This window comes from Pseudonocardia xinjiangensis (genome assembly GCF_050948425.1).
GTDB classification, from domain to species: Bacteria; Actinomycetota; Actinomycetes; order Mycobacteriales; family Pseudonocardiaceae; genus Pseudonocardia; species Pseudonocardia xinjiangensis.
In genome coordinates this window covers 3695765-3712447 of record NZ_CP192009.1, presented here as the reverse complement: position 1 = coordinate 3712447, position 16683 = coordinate 3695765, and the positions used below count along the sequence as shown (strand labels likewise).

15 protein-coding genes are annotated in these 16683 nt (G+C 73.0%); 7 read left to right on the top strand and 8 right to left on the bottom strand.

Annotation, left to right across the window (positions count from 1 at the left end; translation table 11 throughout):
- Nucleotide 1: 1 nt before the first annotated feature.
- The 5 genes from ACQPZA_RS17445 to ACQPZA_RS17425 form a co-directional block, all read right to left on the bottom strand.
- Entirely contained in the window at nt 2–1264 is a 1263-nt protein-coding gene (locus ACQPZA_RS17445; protein ID WP_433282328.1) for a DUF4032 domain-containing protein, read from the bottom strand.
- 28 nt (nt 1265–1292) lie between these two features.
- Nucleotides 1293–2051: a 3-oxoacyl-ACP reductase FabG gene (fabG, locus tag ACQPZA_RS17440; protein ID WP_433282327.1), complete on the bottom strand. Its 759-nt coding sequence runs from the start codon at nt 2049–2051 to the stop codon at nt 1293–1295.
- Nucleotides 2052–2146: 95 nt separating this feature from the next.
- Nucleotides 2147–3355 (bottom strand): acyl-CoA dehydrogenase family protein, encoded by a 1209-nt coding sequence (locus ACQPZA_RS17435; protein ID WP_433282324.1) that lies wholly within the window; start codon nt 3353–3355, stop codon nt 2147–2149.
- Nucleotides 3356–3446: 91 nt separating this feature from the next.
- A complete protein-coding gene (locus ACQPZA_RS17430) occupies nt 3447–4829 on the bottom strand; it encodes an MFS transporter (protein ID WP_433282322.1) in 1383 nt (460 codons plus the stop codon).
- Nucleotides 4830–5048: 219 nt separating this feature from the next.
- Nucleotides 5049–5744 carry a methyltransferase domain-containing protein gene (locus ACQPZA_RS17425; protein ID WP_433282320.1) on the bottom strand — a complete coding sequence of 232 codons (696 nt, stop codon included), beginning with the start codon at nt 5742–5744 and terminating at the stop codon, nt 5049–5051.
- Between the two features lie 98 nt (nt 5745–5842).
- Between ACQPZA_RS17425 and ACQPZA_RS17420 the strand changes: the two genes are divergently transcribed.
- The 7 genes from ACQPZA_RS17420 (at nt 5843) to ACQPZA_RS17390 (ending at nt 14095) form a co-directional block, all read left to right on the top strand.
- A complete protein-coding gene (locus tag ACQPZA_RS17420; protein ID WP_433282318.1) occupies nt 5843–8395 on the top strand; it encodes an ATP-dependent Clp protease ATP-binding subunit in 2553 nt (850 codons plus the stop codon).
- A gap of 60 nt (nt 8396–8455) precedes the next feature.
- Nucleotides 8456–9079 carry an HAD-IA family hydrolase gene (locus tag ACQPZA_RS17415; RefSeq protein WP_433282316.1) on the top strand — a complete coding sequence of 208 codons (624 nt, stop codon included), beginning with the start codon at nt 8456–8458 and terminating at the stop codon, nt 9077–9079.
- Entirely contained in the window at nt 9072–10094 is a 1023-nt protein-coding gene (locus ACQPZA_RS17410) for a LacI family DNA-binding transcriptional regulator (protein ID WP_433282314.1), read from the top strand. The genes ACQPZA_RS17415 and ACQPZA_RS17410 overlap by 8 nt, the downstream gene beginning before the upstream one ends.
- A gap of 101 nt (nt 10095–10195) precedes the next feature.
- Nucleotides 10196–11089: a carbohydrate ABC transporter permease gene (locus ACQPZA_RS17405; RefSeq protein ID WP_433282313.1), complete on the top strand. Its 894-nt coding sequence runs from the start codon at nt 10196–10198 to the stop codon at nt 11087–11089.
- On the top strand, nt 11086–11976 hold the full coding sequence (locus ACQPZA_RS17400) for a carbohydrate ABC transporter permease (RefSeq protein WP_433282311.1): 891 nt from the start codon (nt 11086–11088) through the stop codon (nt 11974–11976). The genes ACQPZA_RS17405 and ACQPZA_RS17400 overlap by 4 nt, the downstream gene beginning before the upstream one ends.
- Nucleotides 11977–12050: 74 nt before the next feature.
- Nucleotides 12051–13442, top strand: a complete 1392-nt coding sequence (locus ACQPZA_RS17395) for an extracellular solute-binding protein (protein WP_433282309.1) — start codon at nt 12051–12053, stop codon at nt 13440–13442.
- Nucleotides 13439–14095: a 2'-5' RNA ligase family protein gene (locus ACQPZA_RS17390; protein WP_433282307.1), complete on the top strand. Its 657-nt coding sequence runs from the start codon at nt 13439–13441 to the stop codon at nt 14093–14095. The genes ACQPZA_RS17395 and ACQPZA_RS17390 overlap by 4 nt, the downstream gene beginning before the upstream one ends.
- Nucleotides 14096–14097: 2 nt before the next feature.
- Here the strand turns inward: ACQPZA_RS17390 and ACQPZA_RS17385 are convergent, their stop codons facing one another.
- From ACQPZA_RS17385 to ACQPZA_RS17375, 3 genes are read right to left on the bottom strand one after another with little or no spacing between them, the layout of a single operon-like run.
- The gene (locus ACQPZA_RS17385) at nt 14098–14691 is read right to left on the bottom strand and encodes a UdgX family uracil-DNA binding protein (protein ID WP_433282305.1); all 594 of its coding nucleotides are present in this window, start codon (nt 14689–14691) and stop codon (nt 14098–14100) included.
- Between the two features lie 44 nt (nt 14692–14735).
- Nucleotides 14736–15569: an MBL fold metallo-hydrolase gene (locus tag ACQPZA_RS17380; protein ID WP_169399859.1), complete on the bottom strand. Its 834-nt coding sequence runs from the start codon at nt 15567–15569 to the stop codon at nt 14736–14738.
- On the bottom strand, nt 15521–16675 hold the full coding sequence (locus ACQPZA_RS17375) for a glycosyltransferase family 9 protein (protein ID WP_433282303.1): 1155 nt from the start codon (nt 16673–16675) through the stop codon (nt 15521–15523). The genes ACQPZA_RS17380 and ACQPZA_RS17375 overlap by 49 nt, the downstream gene beginning before the upstream one ends.
- Between the last annotated feature and the right edge of the window lie 8 nt (nt 16676–16683).

The window sequence follows — 16683 nt, the reverse complement described above, 5'->3', positions numbered from 1 at the left end:
GCTACGCGCGGCGCGACACGGCGGCGGGCGCGTCGTCCTCCCCGGGCAGGACGGTCAGCGTGCTGGGGGTGCGCGGGAGGATCCGCGTCACGTACGACCTCGCCGCCGCCGTGGTGCCGACGTCCTTGCCGGCCCGTTCCGAGAGGAACCAGCGGTGCTCCAGGATCTCGTGGAACACCTCGGCGGGCGCCAGCCGGTCGGCGAGCGACTCCGGGACGAACGCCATCACGCGGTCGTAGACCTCCGACCGCCACCGGTGGGCCGCCACCGTCTCCGGCACCGGACGGCCCTCCTTCTGCTCGAGGTAGCCGCGGTAGCTCACCAGGTCGTTGAGCAGCCGCCGCGCCTGGTTCTCGGTGACCTGCAACCCTGTGAGCGCGAACAGCTGGTCGCGGTGCCTGCCCGCCTCCGCCACCCGCGTGTGCACCCGCAGCAGAGTGCCGTCGGGCGTGGTGATCAGCTCGATCTCGTCGACGTCGAAGCCCAGCTCGTTGATGCGGTTCACCCGCTCCGCCACGCGGAAGCGCTGCTCGTCGGGCTGGAACCGCTCCTCCCTGGTGAGCTCCTCCCACAGCGCGTTGTAGCGCCGGGGCAGCTCCGCGGCGATCTCGACCGGGTCGACGTCGGCAGGCAGCAGGCCCCCGTGCTGCAGGTCGAACAGCTCCCCGCCGACCCGTTCGGCCGCGTAGTCGATGTCGAACCGCCGCTGTCCGTCGGACAGCGCCTGGTGCATCTCCGCCGTCTCGGCATCGACGAGGTAGGCGGCGATGCTGCCGGCGTCCGGGCGGAAGAGGGTGTTGGACAGCGAGCAGTCGCCCCAGAACAGGCCCGCGAGGTGCAGCCGCACGAGCAGCTCCACCATCGCGTCGACGAGCTGGTCGGTGGGCCTGCTCGTGTGCCCGTGGGAGAAGACGTAGCGGTAGGACATCGAGTAGTCGAGGAACCGCGTCACCAGCACGGCGTCCTGGGGGACGCCGTCGGACGAGGGCCGCTCCACACAGACCCCGAGCACCGACACCGCCGGCATGCCCATCGCCTCGAGCTCGCCGAGCAGCCGGTACTCCCTGCGGGCCAGCCGCTCGTCGATCTCCTTCAGCGCGTAGACCAGCCCGTCCACCTCGACGAACCGCACGACGTGCCGGGAGATGCCGCGGTGGGCAACCTCGAGGATCCGGTCGTCGACCCAGTCCTCGAGGGGCTGCTCCCACGGCAACGACACCAGCCCGGCCGCGTGGGCGGCCGGGGGGCGGAAGATGAAACGCACCGGCCCAGTATCCGGGGAGCGGGACGGTTCAGGCCTTCGGACCGCCCGCCACGTAGATCACCTGGCCGGAGACGAAGCCCGCGCCCTCGCTCACGAAGAACGAGACGGTGTGTGCGATGTCCTCGACCTGACCGGCGCGGGCCACGGGGATCTGGGCGGCCCGGGCGGCCACGTAGGTGTCCCAGTCCTCCCCGATCCGCTCGGCCGTGGCCCTGGTCATGTCGCTGACGATGAAGCCGGGGGCGATGCAGTTGGCCGTGACGCCGAACTTGCCGAGCTCGATCGCCAGGGTCTTCGTGAAGCCCTGCAGACCGGCCTTGGCGGTGGAGTAGTTGGCCTGGCCGCGGTTGCCCAGCGCCGACGTGCTCGACAGGTTGACGATGCGGCCGAAGCGCTGCTCCACCATGTACTTCTGCACCGCGCGCGCCATGAGGAAGGAGCCGCGCAGGTGCACGCCCATCACGGTGTCCCAGTCCAGCTCGGACATCTTGAACAGCAGGTTGTCCCGGGTCACGCCGGCGTTGTTGATCAGCACGGTCGGCGCGCCGAGCTCCTCGGCCACGCGGGTGACCGCGGCCTCGACCTGACCGGCGTCGGCCACGTCGGCGCCCACGGCCAGGGCCCGTCCGCCGTCGGCCTCGATGGCGTCGACCGTCGCCTTGGCCGCGGCCTCCTCCAGGTCGATCACCGCGATCGCGAGGCCGTCACGGGCCAGCCGCAGCGCGGTGGCCGCACCGATCCCGCGGGCCCCTCCGGTCACGATCGCCACGCGGGCGTTGTCGGTCATCTGGTCCTCTTCCACTCGGCGACCCTCTTCCACTCGACGAGGTCGAGATCGAGTCTCGCCCGCGTCCCGCACGGAGCCAAGCCCGGGGGTGCCGCTCAGAATGCGGCGACGATGTCGATGTCCACCCCGAGCAGGGCCCTGCCGTAGATCTCCTTGCTGACGGCCGGGTTGATCAACGCGTGGCGCGCTCCGACGTTCGCGTCGAGCCACATCCGGTGCAGGGGGCTCGACTCCGCGAATCCGCCTGAGCCGTGGGCGTCGAGCAGGAGGGTCAGCGCCGTGACGACGTGCTCGGCCGCCCAGGCGGTGTCGGCCCGGATCCTGGCCCGGGCGAGCTGGTCGGGGTGGGTGCCGCGGGCGGCATGGTCCTCGATGTCGGCGGCCGCGCGATGGGCGTGCAGGTGAGCGGTGTCGATCGTCATTCCGGCCTCGGCGAGCTGCATCTGGAACCCCGCGGAGTCGGCCTGGCGCGCGAACGTCGTGGCGACGATCCCCTTGCGCCCGGCCGCTTCCCGCACGTACTCCAGTGCCGCCCGGCCCAGCCCCAGCAACGGACCGACCAGCACCAGCGTCGCCGTGGGCAGGAACGCGGCCCGGTAGACCGACTCGCCGCCGTACTCCGAGGCGTACCGGCTCTCGGCGGCGAGGGAGACCGACAGCACGCGGTGGTCCGGGACGAACACGTCCTGCACCACCAGCGTGTTGCTCCCGGTCGCCCGCATCCCGGCGGTGTGCCAGGTGTCCTCCAGCGTGCACTCCGCCATCGGGACGAGCGCCATGGCCGGACCGGCCGGCTGCCCGGACCCGTCCGAGCCCAGGAAACCGAGGGTGGCCCATCCGGCGTGCAGCGACCCGGAGATGTAGGGCCAGCGGCCGGAGACCCGCCACCCGCCGTCGACCTGCACGCCGGTGCCGATGGGAGAACCGGACCCGCACACCCTGGCGTCCGGGTCGGCGCCGAACACCTCGTCCTGGGCCTTGCCGGAGTACAGGCCGACCATCCAGGCGCACACCCCGGTCAGCGACGTGACCCAGCCCGCGCCGCCGTCCCCCGCCGCCACTGCAGCGCTCACGTCGAGCAGCGCGCGCACGCCGAGCTCGTAGCCCCCGTAGCGCCGCGGGACCATCACCTTGAACGCGCCCGCGCCGGTCAGCGCCGCGATGCTCTCCGGCGGCACCCGCCGGTCGCTCGATCCCTGTCCCGCGTTGGCCGTCAGCACCGGGCGCAGGCTCTCGACCCGGGCGAGCAGATCCGCGAGTGCAGAGGACGCATGGTCATCGGTAGCGTCGTTCTCGTTCGGCACGAGTCATCTCCGGGTAAAGTAGTTGAGCTGTCAACTCCCCTCTCGATCATGACACCCGACGCGGACCGCCGTCAGCCCGGGCCGAGGTGGGTCACCGGTCGCCCGCCGGCCCCGCCGCCGCGATGTCGATGTCCTTCATCTCGGGGGCCGCCACGAACGCCACCAGGGAGATCAGGCAGAGGACGATGAGGTAGCCGGCCACCAGCCAGGGAGCTCCGCCCGCGGCGCTCACGAGTGCCGCGGCCACCAGCGGGGTGAAACCGGCCAGCGCGGCCCCGATCTCCCGCGAGGTGGCGAAGCCCGTGTAGCGCACCCGCGCGCCGAACAGCTCGGCGTAGAAGGCGGGCTGCACGGCGATCATGGGGGCGAGCCCGAACGCGGTGGCGACGACGAACGCGAGCACCACGAGCACGGGCTCCTCGGTGCGCAGCAGCAGGAAGTAGGGGAACGCGAAGGCCGCGGTGAACACCACCGAGAAGATGTTGAGCGGCCGGCGGCCGATCCGGTCCGACAACGCTCCGTACACGGGTTGCAGGATGATCACCACGACACCGAAGACGATGACCCCGGTGAGCACGGTGCCCCGCGGGATGCCCAGGGTGCCCGTGGCGTAGGAGACGGTGAACGTCGCGTACAGGTACACGGCCGCGGTGTCGGCGATGTGGGCGCCGATCCCGATGAGCAGGTTGCGCGGGTAGCGGCGCAGCGCCTCCAGCACCGGGGCCTTGACGACCTGCTGCCCGGCGGTGAGGGCGCGGAACACCGGCGACTCGGCCACCCGCAGCCGCACGTAGAGCGACACCGCGATGAGCAGGAAGCTCACCAGGAACGGCACGCGCCAGCCCCAGGAGAACAGCTGCTCGTCGGGCAGCATGCCGACCAGCAGGAACGCGACCGTGCCCAGCACGAGACCGATCTGCACCCCGGTCTGGGCGAAGGAGGTGTAGAAGCCGCGGCGGTGAGCCGGTGCGTGCTCGGCGAGCAGGGTGGACGCGCCACCGAACTCGGCACCCGCGCCGAGGCCCTGCAGAACCCGCAGGAGGACGAGCAGCACCGGCGCCCACGCGCCGATCGAGTCGTAGGTGGGCAGCAGCCCGATCACACCGGTGGACACCCCCATCACCAGGGTGGTGATGATCAAGGTCTCACGACGGCCGATCCGGTCGCCGATGTGGCCGAACAGGATGCCGCCCAGCGGCCGGAAGACGAAACCGACACCGAACGTCGCGAACGCGGTGAGCGTGCCCACCGCGGGGTCGGACTGCGGGAAGAACAGGACGTTGAACACCAGCGCGGCAGCGGTGCCGTAGATGAAGAAGTCGTACCACTCGAGTGCGGTACCGACCAGCGAGCCGCTGACCACCCGGCGCAGCTCGACGGGCGTGGTGACGGCGGGAGCGGGGGCGGCCGGCTCGACGGGGGTGACGTCGTCGATCGGGGTTCCCGTTGCGTCGTCGGAACGGGGCGTCGTCATCGCGTCTCCTCGGGGCGTTCCGTCACAGGGAACTGCGTCTCGCACCGGCCCGCGTACGTTACGACCGGTTCGTCCCGGAAGGAAAGCGCAATCCCGGCGCGGGCGCACGCCGAAGGATCTCTCGTTGCCGCGGTGACAGCGGTGTGGTCCCGTGTCGCTGTTCCCGTGCGCCGTGACGCCGCGTTGTGTGTCCATGACGCGGCAGGGGCGGACTCGGCGTCAGTCGAAGAACCGGGCGAGCCGGCGCGGGTCCGGGACGTCGCCGGCAGCCGCGGGCGTGAGGTCGGCGAACACCGTGGACTCGTCCCGGCTCACGTGCAGGGGATGCCACGCCGGGCGGCCGGGCCCGGCGCAGATCCCCTTGACGGTCTGGGTGTCGAGCAGACGCACGTGGGTGGGGTCGGCCACCGCGTTGACGTGCTTCCACCACGGTGAGAGCACGTGCAGCACACCGCCGGGACGCAGCACGCGGTGACACTCGTCCACGAGCGGCAGGAAGTCGATCAGGTGCTCCAGCACGTGCACCGCGAAGATGCGGTCGACGGAGCCCGCCCGGAACGGCAGCGCCCGGGAGACGTCCGCGACGGCGGCCACCGACTCCGTCCGCCTGCTGTCCACGCCGATGGTTGTCGGGTACTGCCGCTGGTCGCCGCAGCCCAGGTCGAGGATCACCGGGTCCCGGCCGCCCACCCGCACGCGGTCCCACACGGCGTGCACCCCCGCGAGGCGCCCCACCAGCTGCCGGAGCAGGGCCAGCTGCTCGGCCCTGTCCACGTCACCGCGCAGGTGCACCACCCCTCCGTCCACGGTGGCGGTCACCCGCAGGCCGCGCACCCGCAGGTCGTGGGTGAGGAGCTCGCCGACCACGTCCTCCAGGATCTCGTCGCACACCTGTTGCCGCGCCTCGCCTCCCATCCCCTTGCGCTACCCCACCGTCACCATCGGCAACCGTTTCGGGGTCCGTACCACGGGAACGCTCCAGCGCGACCCGTACCCGACGGAAGGTGTTGGAGATGACCGGTTCCACCGGACCGGACGAGCCCGGCTCGTTCGACGAGTTCCTCGCCCGCTATCTCGGCTCCGGCGCCCGCGGCCCCCGCGGGCCGCGGCGGGTCGACCTCACCCGGCTGATGAGCGCAGGAGCGCGCGAGCTCGTCGCCGCCGCCGCGCAGGAGGCCGTCGACCGCGGCGACACCGACCTCGACGCCCAGCACCTGCTGCTCGCCTCCACTCGGATCGGGGTGACCCGGCAGTGGCTCGGTCAGGCGGGTGTCGACCCGGACGCGATGGCCCGGCTGCTCGACGAGCGCCTGCAGCGCCACGACCCCACCGGCCGCCCGCCCAGTCTCACGCCCGCTGCGAAGCGGGCGCTGCTCGACGGACACCAGGTGTCGCGTTCGCTCGGCTCGTCCTACATCGGCCCCGAGCACATCCTGCTGGCGATCGCGGCCAACTCGGAGTCCGCCGCGGGCAGGCTGCTGGCCCAGGCCCGCTTCTCCCCCGGTGGCCCGCCCGGCTTCGACCCGCGCCGCCCCGGAGCCCAGCCCCCGGGGGTGCCCCGCGCACCACAGGCCGGGCCGGGAGCCGCGTCGGCCACGCCGACGCTCGACCAGTTCGGCGAGGACCTCACCGCTGCGGCCCGGGCCGGCCGGCTGGACCCCGTGGTCGGGCGGGCGGACGAGATCGAGCAGACCATCGAGGTGCTCTCGCGGCGCACCAAGAACAACCCGGTGCTGATCGGCGAGGCGGGCGTCGGGAAGACCGCCATCGTGGAGGGCATCGCGCAGCGCATCGTCGACGGCGACGTCCCCGACACGCTCCTGAATCGCCGGGTGGTGGAGCTCCAGCTGTCCGGCGTGGTCGCCGGCACCCGCTACCGCGGTGACTTCGAGGAACGGCTGCGGGCGCTGATCGACGAGATCCGGGCCCACGGCGACCAGCTGATCGTCTTCATCGACGAGCTGCACACGATGGTCGGCGCGGGCGGAGGGGGCGGGGAGAGCGGCGGCTCTATGGACGCGGGCAACATGCTCAAGCCCGCCCTCGCCCGCGGGGAGCTGCACGTCATCGGCGCCACCACCCTCGACGAGTACCGCAAGCACATCGAGTCCGACGCCGCGCTCGCCCGCCGGTTCCAGCCGGTGATGGTGCCCGAGCCGAGCTGCGAGGACGCCATCGAGATCCTGCACGGGCTGCGCGACCGCTACGAGGCCCACCACCAGGTCCGCTACACCGAGGACGCGCTGCGCGCCGCCGTCGAGCTGTCGGAGCGCTACATCACCGACCGGTTCCTGCCCGACAAGGCCATCGACCTGATGGACCAGGCCGGGGCGCGGGTCCGGCTGCGCACGCGCACCCCGTCGATCGACCGGCGCGGGCTGGAGCAGCAGCTCGAGCAGCTCGAGCGGGACAAGGACCAGGCCGTGGCCGACGAGCAGTACGAGCAGGCCACCGAGCTGCGCGACCGGATCGCCGAGCTGCGCGTCCGGCTCACCTCGACCGTCGAGCCCGACGACAGCGTGCCGGAGGTCGGGGTCGCCGAGATCGCCGATGTCGTCTCGCGCCAGACCGGGGTGCCGGTCTCCGAGCTCACCGAGACCGAACGCAGCAGGCTCCTGCGCCTGGAGCAGGAGCTGCACAGCCGGGTGGTGGGCCAGGACGAGGCCGTCACCGCCGTGGCCGAGGCGATCCGCCGCAACCGGGCCGGGCTGGGCGACGAGGACCGCCCGGTGGGCAGCTTCCTGTTCCTGGGCCCGACCGGGGTCGGCAAGACCGAGCTGGCCCGGGCGCTCGCCGTGGCGCTGTTCGGCGAGGAGGACCGGATGGTGCGCCTGGACATGAGCGAGTACGGCGAGCGGCACACGGTGGCGCGGATGATCGGGGCGCCGCCCGGCTACGTCGGTTACGGCGAGTCCGGCCAGCTCACCGAGGCCGTGCGCCGCAGGCCGTACTCGGTGCTGCTGCTCGACGAGATCGAGAAGGCGCACCCGGACGTGTTCAACATCCTGCTGCAGGTGCTCGACGACGGGCGGCTCACCGACGGCCAGGGCCGCACGGTCGACTTCCGCAACACCGTGGTCATCATGACCAGCAACGTCGGCTCCGAGCTGATCTCCAGCCAGGGTGCGACGCTCGGCTTCGGGAGCGCGGCCGCGACGTCGAGCCAGGACGACGCGGCACTGCGCGACCGGATCATGCCGCGGCTGCGCGAGGTGTTCCGCCCCGAGTTCCTCAACCGCATCGACGAGATCATCGTGTTCCGCAGGCTCGACGCCGAGCAGCTCACCACGATCACCGACCTGCTGCTCGAGGACACCCGCCGCAGGCTCCGCGCGAAGGACGTGACGGTCGAGTTCACCCCGGCCGCCGTCGCGCGGCTGGCGGAGCTGGGCTACCAGCCGGAGTTCGGGGCACGACCGTTGCGGCGCACCATCCAGCGCGAGGTGGACAACCGGCTGTCGGGGCTGCTGCTGGCGGGAGAGCTGGGGCCGGGCAGCCACGCGCGGGTGGACGCCCGCGACGGCGCGTTCGACATCCAGGTCACCGAGGCGGCGACCGCCGGCTGAGCGCAGAGGCGGCCGGGCCGACCCGCTGCTCGACCGGCCCACTGTCCTACGCTGCCCTGTGTGGAACGTTCCCGACAGCCGTCCGCCGTCGTGTTCGACATCGGCGGGGTGCTCGGGGCACCCGAGGGCGGGGTTGCCGCGCTGGCCGCGGAAGCCGGCGCCGACCCCGGTCGCTTCACCGCCGCCTACTGGCGTTACCGGGACGACTACGACCTGGGCAGCGACGCCGAGTGGTACTGGGCGCACGTCGGGAAGGACATCGGCCGCACGCTGAGCCCGGCGGAGATACGCGCGCTGGACCGGCGCGACGCCCACCGCTGGGCCGGTCTCGCGCCCGGGGTCGCCGAGGTACTCGACCACCTCGCCGCGACCGGCGTCCGGATGGCGTTGCTCTCCAACGCCCCGTACTCCCTGGCCGAGGAGGTGCGCGCCTCCGCATGGGGCGCGATGTTCCCGACGAAGCTGTTCTCCTGCGAGACGGGCACGGCGAAACCGCGCCCAGGCGCGTACGCGGCGGCGGAGGACGCCCTCGGGCTCCCCGGTCCCGAATTGCTCTTCTTCGACGACCGGCCCGTCAACGTAGCTGCGGCGCAGCAGCGCGGATGGTCGGCACACGAGTGGCGAGGGCCTCGCCAGTGCCTCGCCGACCTCGCTGCGGCAGGACTGGACGTGCCCGGTGCCTGACCGGGGCGGCGCACCCACGATCATCGACGTCGCCCGGCGCGCCGGCGTCTCGAAGTCGGTGGTCTCGCGGGTCCTCACCGGATCCGGGGGCGTGGCCAGTGCCACGCAGGAGCGGGTCCGGACGGCCGCCGCGGAACTCGGCTACGTCGCGAACGCCATGGCCCGCGGCATGGTCGCCCGTCGCACGCACACCATCGGGGCCTTCGTGCGCGACGCCTCCCAGCCGTTCTACGGACATCTGCTCACGGCCATGCAGGAACGCGCGACCGCACTGGGGTACCAGGTCGTCACGGCGACGGGGTCCGGGAGCTTCACGGTGGCCGACGAGGTGCGCGCCCTGGAGGCGCTGGTCGGGCTCCAGGTGGAGGGGCTCCTCGTGTGCAGCGGTCTGATCCCCGTGGCCGACGTGCTGCCGTTCGCAGGGCGCGTCCCCACCGTGGTGGCGGGCCGCCCGGAGACCGAGGACTCGCTGAGCAGCGTGTACTGCGACGAGGCCGGGGGCGGCCGCGGGCTGGCCGACCACCTCTGGTCGCTCGGCCATCGCCGGGTCGCGGTCGTGACGGTGCGCGCGGACCGATCGCTCACCATGGCTCCGCGCACCGCGGAGATGGCACGGCGGCTGCGCGAGCGGGGGGCGCAGGTGGTGAAGGTGACCGACGAGCAGGTGCGCCAGGACAGCCGCGGGGATGATCTGATCGAGCACCTGCTGTCCGAACCGGGCATCTCGGCGGTCATGACCCCCAGCGACCACTACGCGCTGGAGGTTCTCGAGGCGCTGGACCGGCGTGGGCTCCGCGCCCCGGACGCCATCTCCGTCACCGGCTACGACGGCGTCGCACCACTCACGACTCCTCTGCTCGGGCTGACCACCTGGACGCAACCGCTCGGAACCGTCGGGGCGTACGCCGTCGACGAGGTGGTGGCGCAGGTCGAAGCGGTCGCCGACGGCGCGCGCCACCGGGCGGTCGACGGGTACCTGGTGCCCGGCCGCACAGCCGGACCACCATCCCGCTGATCGGCACCGCGATCCGCCCGCGCTGATCTGCCGCGGGGCGTTCACACCACGTTCAGTCACCATCGGCGTCCCCGCAATCGCGGTTCGGGAACGTTCCCTACGTGTTAGGGAACGTTCCCCATGCCACGGCGCCGGGGCGCTTCGCCGGACCGGCGCTGATCGCCCCCTGCCTCCTGCTACTCACCGTGTTCTCCTACTGGCCCACGCTGCGCAGCGCCTACCTCAGCGTGCACGGCACCGACCTGCTGGGCCGCCCCACGCGGTACGTCGGCGCGGAGAACTTCCTGCGCCTGCTCACCGACGCCGACCTGCGCCGGGTGCTGGTGACCACCCTGGCCATCGCCGCGATCAGCACGGCGCTCGCCACGGGTGCCGCGCTCGGGGCTGCACTCCTGCTCCGGCGAGCCGCACCGAGCGGGGGGCGGCTCGTCTCGCTCGTCCTGTCACTGCCGTTCGCCTACTCCGCCGCGGCCGCGTCCGCCACCTTCGCGGGCCTGTTCACCCCGGTGGTCGGAGTCCTCGACCGGACGCTCGCCGAGGTGGGCATCGGGTCCCCGGGCTGGCTCGCGTCCCCGGCGTCGGCCATCGCGAGCATCGCCGTCACCACCGCCTGGTACGAGTTCGGGTTCGCCTTCCTGGTCCTCATCGCGGCGAGCTCCCGCCTCGACGCCGAGATCCTGGAGGCCGCTGCGCTGGACGGCGCCGGGGAATGGCGTACGGCCTGGTCGGTGGTGGTCCCTGCCCTGCGGCCCAGTCTGCTGTTCCTCGTCGTCACGCAGACCATCACCGGCCTGCAGATCTTCACGCAGGTACAGGTGCTGACCCGCGGCGGTCCCGGCAATGCGACGCACACCCTGGTGTTCGAGCTGTACCAGCGCGCCTTCGGCGGCGGGTTCCCCCAGTACGGCATCGCCTCGGCTCTGTCGCTGCTCCTGCTCGTGCTCGTCGTCATCATCACCGCGGCGCAGTTCCGGTTCGCGCGGGAGCGGATGTGAGCGCGCCCGCGACCACCCGCCGCCGCACACCCGGACGATCCGTCCCCCGGGTAGCGGCTCCGCGGCGACCCGCCGCCGCGCCGCTGGGCGGCGTCCTGCGCTGGGCCTGCCTCGCCGCGCTGTGCATCGTCGTTGCGTTCCCCGTGTACGTCACCCTTGCCACGGCGTTCCTGCCCGCCGCCGACATCGCCCAGGGCCGCCTCACGCCCGACCCGCGCCGGTTCACGCTGGACAACGTCACGCAGGCCCTCGACGCGGTGCCGCTCCTGCGGCAGTACCTGGTCAGCGCGGCGGTCACCCTGCTGCAGACAGGGGCCCAGCTCGTGACGGGGTCGCTCGCCGCCTACTCCCTCGTGTTCCCCACCTGGCGCGGACGGGGCGTGGCGTTCGCGCTCGTCCTGGCCACGCTGGCGATCCCCGGCGAGAGCGCCGTGATCCCGAACGTCGAGACGGTCAGCGGCCTGGGGCTGCGTGACACGGTGCTGGCGGTCGCGCTCCCCTACCTCTGCGTCGCCTACCCCGTGTTCCTCCTGCGGCAGGCCTTCTCGACCCTGCCGCGCGAGGTGTGGGAGGCCGCCCGCCTCGACGGTGCCGGGCACCTGCGCTGCCTGGTGCAGGTCGTCCTGCCGATGACCCGGCTGCCGCTGGTCACCGCCGCCTTGTGGTCCGCGCTCGCCGCCTGGAACGGCTACTTCTGGCCCCTGCTCATCACCGACTCCGCGGACCACCGCACGGTCCAGGTCGGTCTCGCCCAGCTCGTCGCCGGGGAGTCGAGCACCCCCGGCGTGATCTACGCGGGAACTCTCGTCGTCCTGCTCCCCACGCTGCTGCTCGTGCTCCTCGGCCAGCGGTTCCTCATCCGCGGACTGGCCGCGCGCTTCGGTTGACCCCGGCCCGCCCCCGAACACCTGTTCCGATCCGACCACCGTCCCTCGCCTCCGGTGAGGGGAAGGGAAACCCCGTGCGATCACACCGCAACCGGCTCCGCCTCGCCGGTGCCGTCCTGGCCGCGCTCGCCGTGACGACGAGCGCCGCCTGCGCGAGCTCCGCGAGCCCCGGTACCGCTCCGGCCCCCGGCGCCTCCGCGCTCGCGCATGCGAGCGGCCCCCTGACCGTCACCCTCTGGCACGGCCTCGGCGGCGCGGCCGGGAAGGCGCTGCAGCAGGCAGTGGACACATTCAACGCCGGCAACCCCGACCACATCACCGTGCGCGCGGTCTTCCAGGGCAGCTACGAGGACACCCTCGCCAAGTACACCTCCGCCATCCGCGACGGCAGCACCCCCGACGTCCTGCTCTCGAGCGATGTGACCACCGGGTTCATCCACGATGCCGGGCAGACGATCAGCGCACAGGACCTCGCCGCCGCCAACCCGGGCGACCTGGACCTCGACGACATCCGCCCGGCCGCGAAGAACTACTACAGCGCCGACGGGAAGCTCCTGTCGGTGCCGTTCAACACCTCGATGCCGATGCTCTACGTCAACGACGCCCTGCTGGCCCTCGCCGGTGTCGACAAGGGCAGCCTCAGCACGATGGACGGGCTCGTCGCCGCGGCGCGGAAGATCCACTCCGCGCTCCCCGGCGTCTACGGGTTCCTGCAACCGGAAGCCGCTGGCTGGTGGTTCGAGCAGATGACCGCCGCCGCGGGCGAGGAGTACTGCACCCCGGACAACGGGCGCACCGGGAGCGGAGCCACCGCCGTGAGCCTCGACGGTCCGGCCCAGCATGCTGCGCTGCAGGCCGTCGTCGACCTCTACACCGGCGGCGTCGCGCTCGACACCGGCTCCGACGGCGATGCCGCGGTATCGGCGTTCGCCTCGGGCTCGGTCGCGATGATGTTCAACTCCTCCGCCGTCATCGGAAACCTCGCCGCGGTCGGCATGAGCGGCTACACCGCGCTGCCGCTGCCGCTCTCCGGGCCAGCGGATACGGCCGGGCCGCTCATCGGCGGCGCGTCGCTGTGGGTGGACGGCGTGGGCCATGACGCCGCGCACCAGGTGGCGAGCTCGAAGGTCGTCAGCTACCTGGCCTCCCCGCAGGTCCAGGAGCAGTTCTCCCACGCGTCCGGCTACGCGCCGATCAACCTCCAGGTGGACGACAGCCCCACGCAGCGGCAGTTCCTCGCGCAGAACCCGGCGTGGGCCGCCGTGATGCAGGAGTTCGACCGCACCCCGGCGAGCGCGGCGACGGCCGGCTGCCTCACCGGCGCGCTGCCAGGCATCCGGCAGGCCGTCGTCGCCGCGATGGACTCCGCCTACGCCGGCACCACCACCCTGGACGCCGCGATCGCGCAGGCCGAAGCGGCTACCGCGTCGATCGTCGCCGACTACCGCGAGCAGGCCGGCCGATGACCCGCTTCTCCCCCGCGGCACCCGGCGACCCGTACCGCTACGGCGTCTACCTCCGTCCCGATCCGCGCACCTGCCTCGCGGTCACGACGGTCACCACGGCGCTGCGCGCGCAGTTCGGCATCGTGTCCGCCGGGGCGTTCCCGCCGCACGCGACGCTGGTCGGCAGCCAGCACCTCGGCCGCGAGGAGGACGTGATCGTCCGTGCGGTGTCGGCGGCGCTGGCCCCGCTGGCGTCGTTCCCGGTGGTCAACGCGGGCGTCCGCCGCCCCGGGGGCGTCATCTACGACGTCCACCATCTCGCCGACGGCACACCCAACCTGCCGTTGGTGCAGCTGGCCGCTGCCGTGGACGCCGCCGTCGCACCCCTGCGCCTGCCCGCCGACGACCCCGAGCCGAACCTGTTCGACCGCCAGCGCTTCCGGGCACATCTCTCGCTCGCCTCGCACGACCTCTACGAGCGGCCCGACCTCACCGACGAGGTGGAGGAGTTCGTCCGCGGACTCGACATCGAGGTCCCGGCGACGTTCCCGGGCGACACGGTGGCGCTCTACCGCACCCGCAGCGACGACTGGAGCGGCCGGTGGTGGCGCACGATGACCTGGGAGCACCTGCACACCTGGCGGCTGCCGCACAGTAGCGCCGGGATGCCGTAGGCCTAGGGCCGCAGGCCCGCCACCACCCGCAGATCGGCCACGAGTGCGGCCAGCGCCTCGTCCCGCGCCTCGGCCGGGCCGCGCAGGATCGCCGACGGGTGCACGGTCGGCACCAGGCGGTGTCCCTCCCAGTCGAGCACCTGCCCGCGCGTGTCGGTGATGCGGAACGACGGCCCCATCAGCGCCTTGCCCGCGACGGCACCGAGGGTGGCCACCGCGGCGGGACGCACCGCACGCAGCTCCCCGTCCAGCCACGGGCGGCAGGCGCGGATGTGCGTGACGCCGGGTGTCTTGTGCAGCCTGCGGTTGCCCCGGCGCTCGAACCGGAAGTGCTTCACGGCATTGGTGAGGTACACCTCGGCGCGGTCGATGCCGGCGCGTTCCAGCGCGGTGTCGAGGACGCGACCGGCCGGGCCGACGAACGGCTCGCCCGCGATGTCCTCCTTGTCGCCCGGCTGCTCCCCCACGAGCATCAGCCACGCCGCGGGCGGGCCCTCCCCGAACACCGTCTGGGTGGCGGGCTCATAGAGCTCGCAGTTGGTGCAGTGCGCGGCCTCGTTGCGCAGTGCGTCCAGGTCGATGGCGGTGGTCTCCACCCCGTGGTGCTACCCGCCGCGACCGCACCGGAACCGCCCCGCACTCAACGGTGGGGGAAGGCGGCGAGCTCCACGGTGTCGCCGCGGACGACGGTGCGCAGCCGCCCGTCGTGGCCCCGGCGGCGCATCTCGGCGACGAAGTCCTCCAGCGGGCTCCGGAAGACTCCGTAGTCGTCGTAGTGCACCGGGACCACGGTGGCGGGCCGGATCAGCTCGACGAGGTCGGTGCCCTGCCTGCCGTCCATCGTGACGAGCACGCCGAGCACCTTCGTCCCCCCGAGGTGGGTGATCATCACGTCGATGTCGGGGAAGCGGTCCCGGATCGAGCGCAGCTCGGGCACCCGCAGGGTGTCCCCGGTGACGTAGACCCGCAGGATCCGCTGCCCGTTGCGTTCGAGGTCGAGCACGCTGCCCATCACCGGGGGCAGCAGCCGATGCACGCCTGCCGGACCGTGCCGGCCGGGTACCGACGTGATCCGCAGGCGCTCCCCCGCGCGGGTGCTCTCCCAGTCCTCCCAGGTCGCGAGGCCGGTGGCGCCACCGAACCCCCACCGCTGCAGGCGCTTCGCGGCGTGCCGGGTGGTGATGACGGGTGGTGTCCGGGGCAGGTCGCGCCGGGCCACGCGGTCGAAGTGGTCGCCGTGCAGGTGCGAGAGCAGCACCACGTCCAGCGGCGGCAACGCCCCGATCGACAGGGCGGGATCGGTGAGCCGCTTCGAGGTCAGCCCGTATCCCAGGTGGACCCGTTCCCCGCGACGCAGGAAGTTGGGGTCGGTGAGCAGGGTGAACCCGCCGAGGCGCAGCAGGGTCGTCGCCGTGCCCACGAAGGTCAGCGAGGCGTGCTCGTCGCTCCGGGCGCCGGCACCGTGGTCGTCCATGTGGGCGTGGATACCCGCGTGATCAGATCCGACACCTCCTCCTGGACCTCGCGAACCGGAATCTGCCCGAGGAAGGACGGCCGGTGCTCGCACCCCTCGCCCGGCCGGTGCGGGTGGCCTGCCGTGCTGCAGTCGGCTCCGCACTCGGGACAGTGCAGCGTCCAGCTCAGCAGCGGGCGGTGCCGGGTCCGGGTCGGCGCTGCCGCGTTGATCGCGTTACCACACCAGTAGAGCCCCACGGTGGCCGTGCCCACCGCCCTGGCGAGGTGCAGCGGCCCGGAGTCGTTGGCGACGACCACGGCACAGCGGCGGAGCACGGCGGCGAGCGTCCCGAGGCCGGTACGTCCGGTGAGGTCGATGACGGGCGTCGAGGCCGCGGCGACCACGGCTTCGCTCGCCGCGGCGTCCGCCCCGGCGCCGACGAGTACCGGACGCGCACCCGCGGTGTTCACCGCGTCGGCGACGGCCGCGAAGCGCTCGGCGGGCCAGCGCCGGCGGGTGTCGGTGGCCCCGGCGTGCAGCGCGACCCAGGGGCCGTCCCCGGGCAGCAGCGCGGCGGCGGCCTCCCGTTCCGCGGCGGACACGGCCAGCAGCGGGTAGTCGGCCGGGCCGTCCGCGCCGGCCAGCCGCACCACTTCGAGGAACCGGCCGGCCTCGGGCTGGTAGTAGCGGTACGGCACCGTGGCGTCCAGCGGTGGCGCGCCGTCCGCGCGCAGCCCGATCGACCGGCGTGCCCCCAGCGCCCGGACCAGAGGGTTCGACACACCGCCCCCGCCGTGCAGCTGGACGGCCAGGTCGTAGGCGTCGTCCCGCGCCGCGGCGAGGAAGCCCGGCAGCTCGGACCCGGGAGGGACGCCCGCGGGCTGCCCGGCCAGGCCGTCGACCTGCGGCAGCACCAGCACCCGGTCCACCGGGCCGGGACGGCCGGTGAGGAAGCTCGCATGCCACGGCGCCCCGAGCAGCGTCAGCTCGGCCTCCGGATAGCGCGTGCGCAGCGCGGCCAGGGCCGGGGTGACCATCAGGTAGTCCCCCAGCGCGTTGCAGCGCAGCACCACGATCCGCCGGACCGGGCCGGGCGGGCCGGGCACGGCGTGATCCACCCCCATGGCCGCCG

Bases quoted from the DNA above. Each gene is read 5' to 3' on its own strand.
- ACQPZA_RS17430 (WP_433282322.1), bottom strand. From the start codon at position 4,829: ATGACGACGCCCCGTTCCGACGACGCAACGGGAACCCCGATCGACGAC.
- ACQPZA_RS17420 (WP_433282318.1), top strand. From the start codon at position 5,843: ATGACCGGTTCCACCGGACCGGACGAGCCCGGCTCGTTCGACGAGTTC.
- ACQPZA_RS17375 (WP_433282303.1), bottom strand. From the start codon at position 16,675: ATGGGGGTGGATCACGCCGTGCCCGGCCCGCCCGGCCCGGTCCGGCGG.
- fabG (WP_433282327.1), bottom strand. From the start codon at position 2,051: ATGACCGACAACGCCCGCGTGGCGATCGTGACCGGAGGGGCCCGCGGG.
- ACQPZA_RS17390 (WP_433282307.1), top strand. From the start codon at position 13,439: ATGACCCGCTTCTCCCCCGCGGCACCCGGCGACCCGTACCGCTACGGC.
- ACQPZA_RS17380 (WP_169399859.1), bottom strand. From the start codon at position 15,569: ATGGACGACCACGGTGCCGGCGCCCGGAGCGACGAGCACGCCTCGCTG.
- ACQPZA_RS17425 (WP_433282320.1), bottom strand. From the start codon at position 5,744: ATGGGAGGCGAGGCGCGGCAACAGGTGTGCGACGAGATCCTGGAGGAC.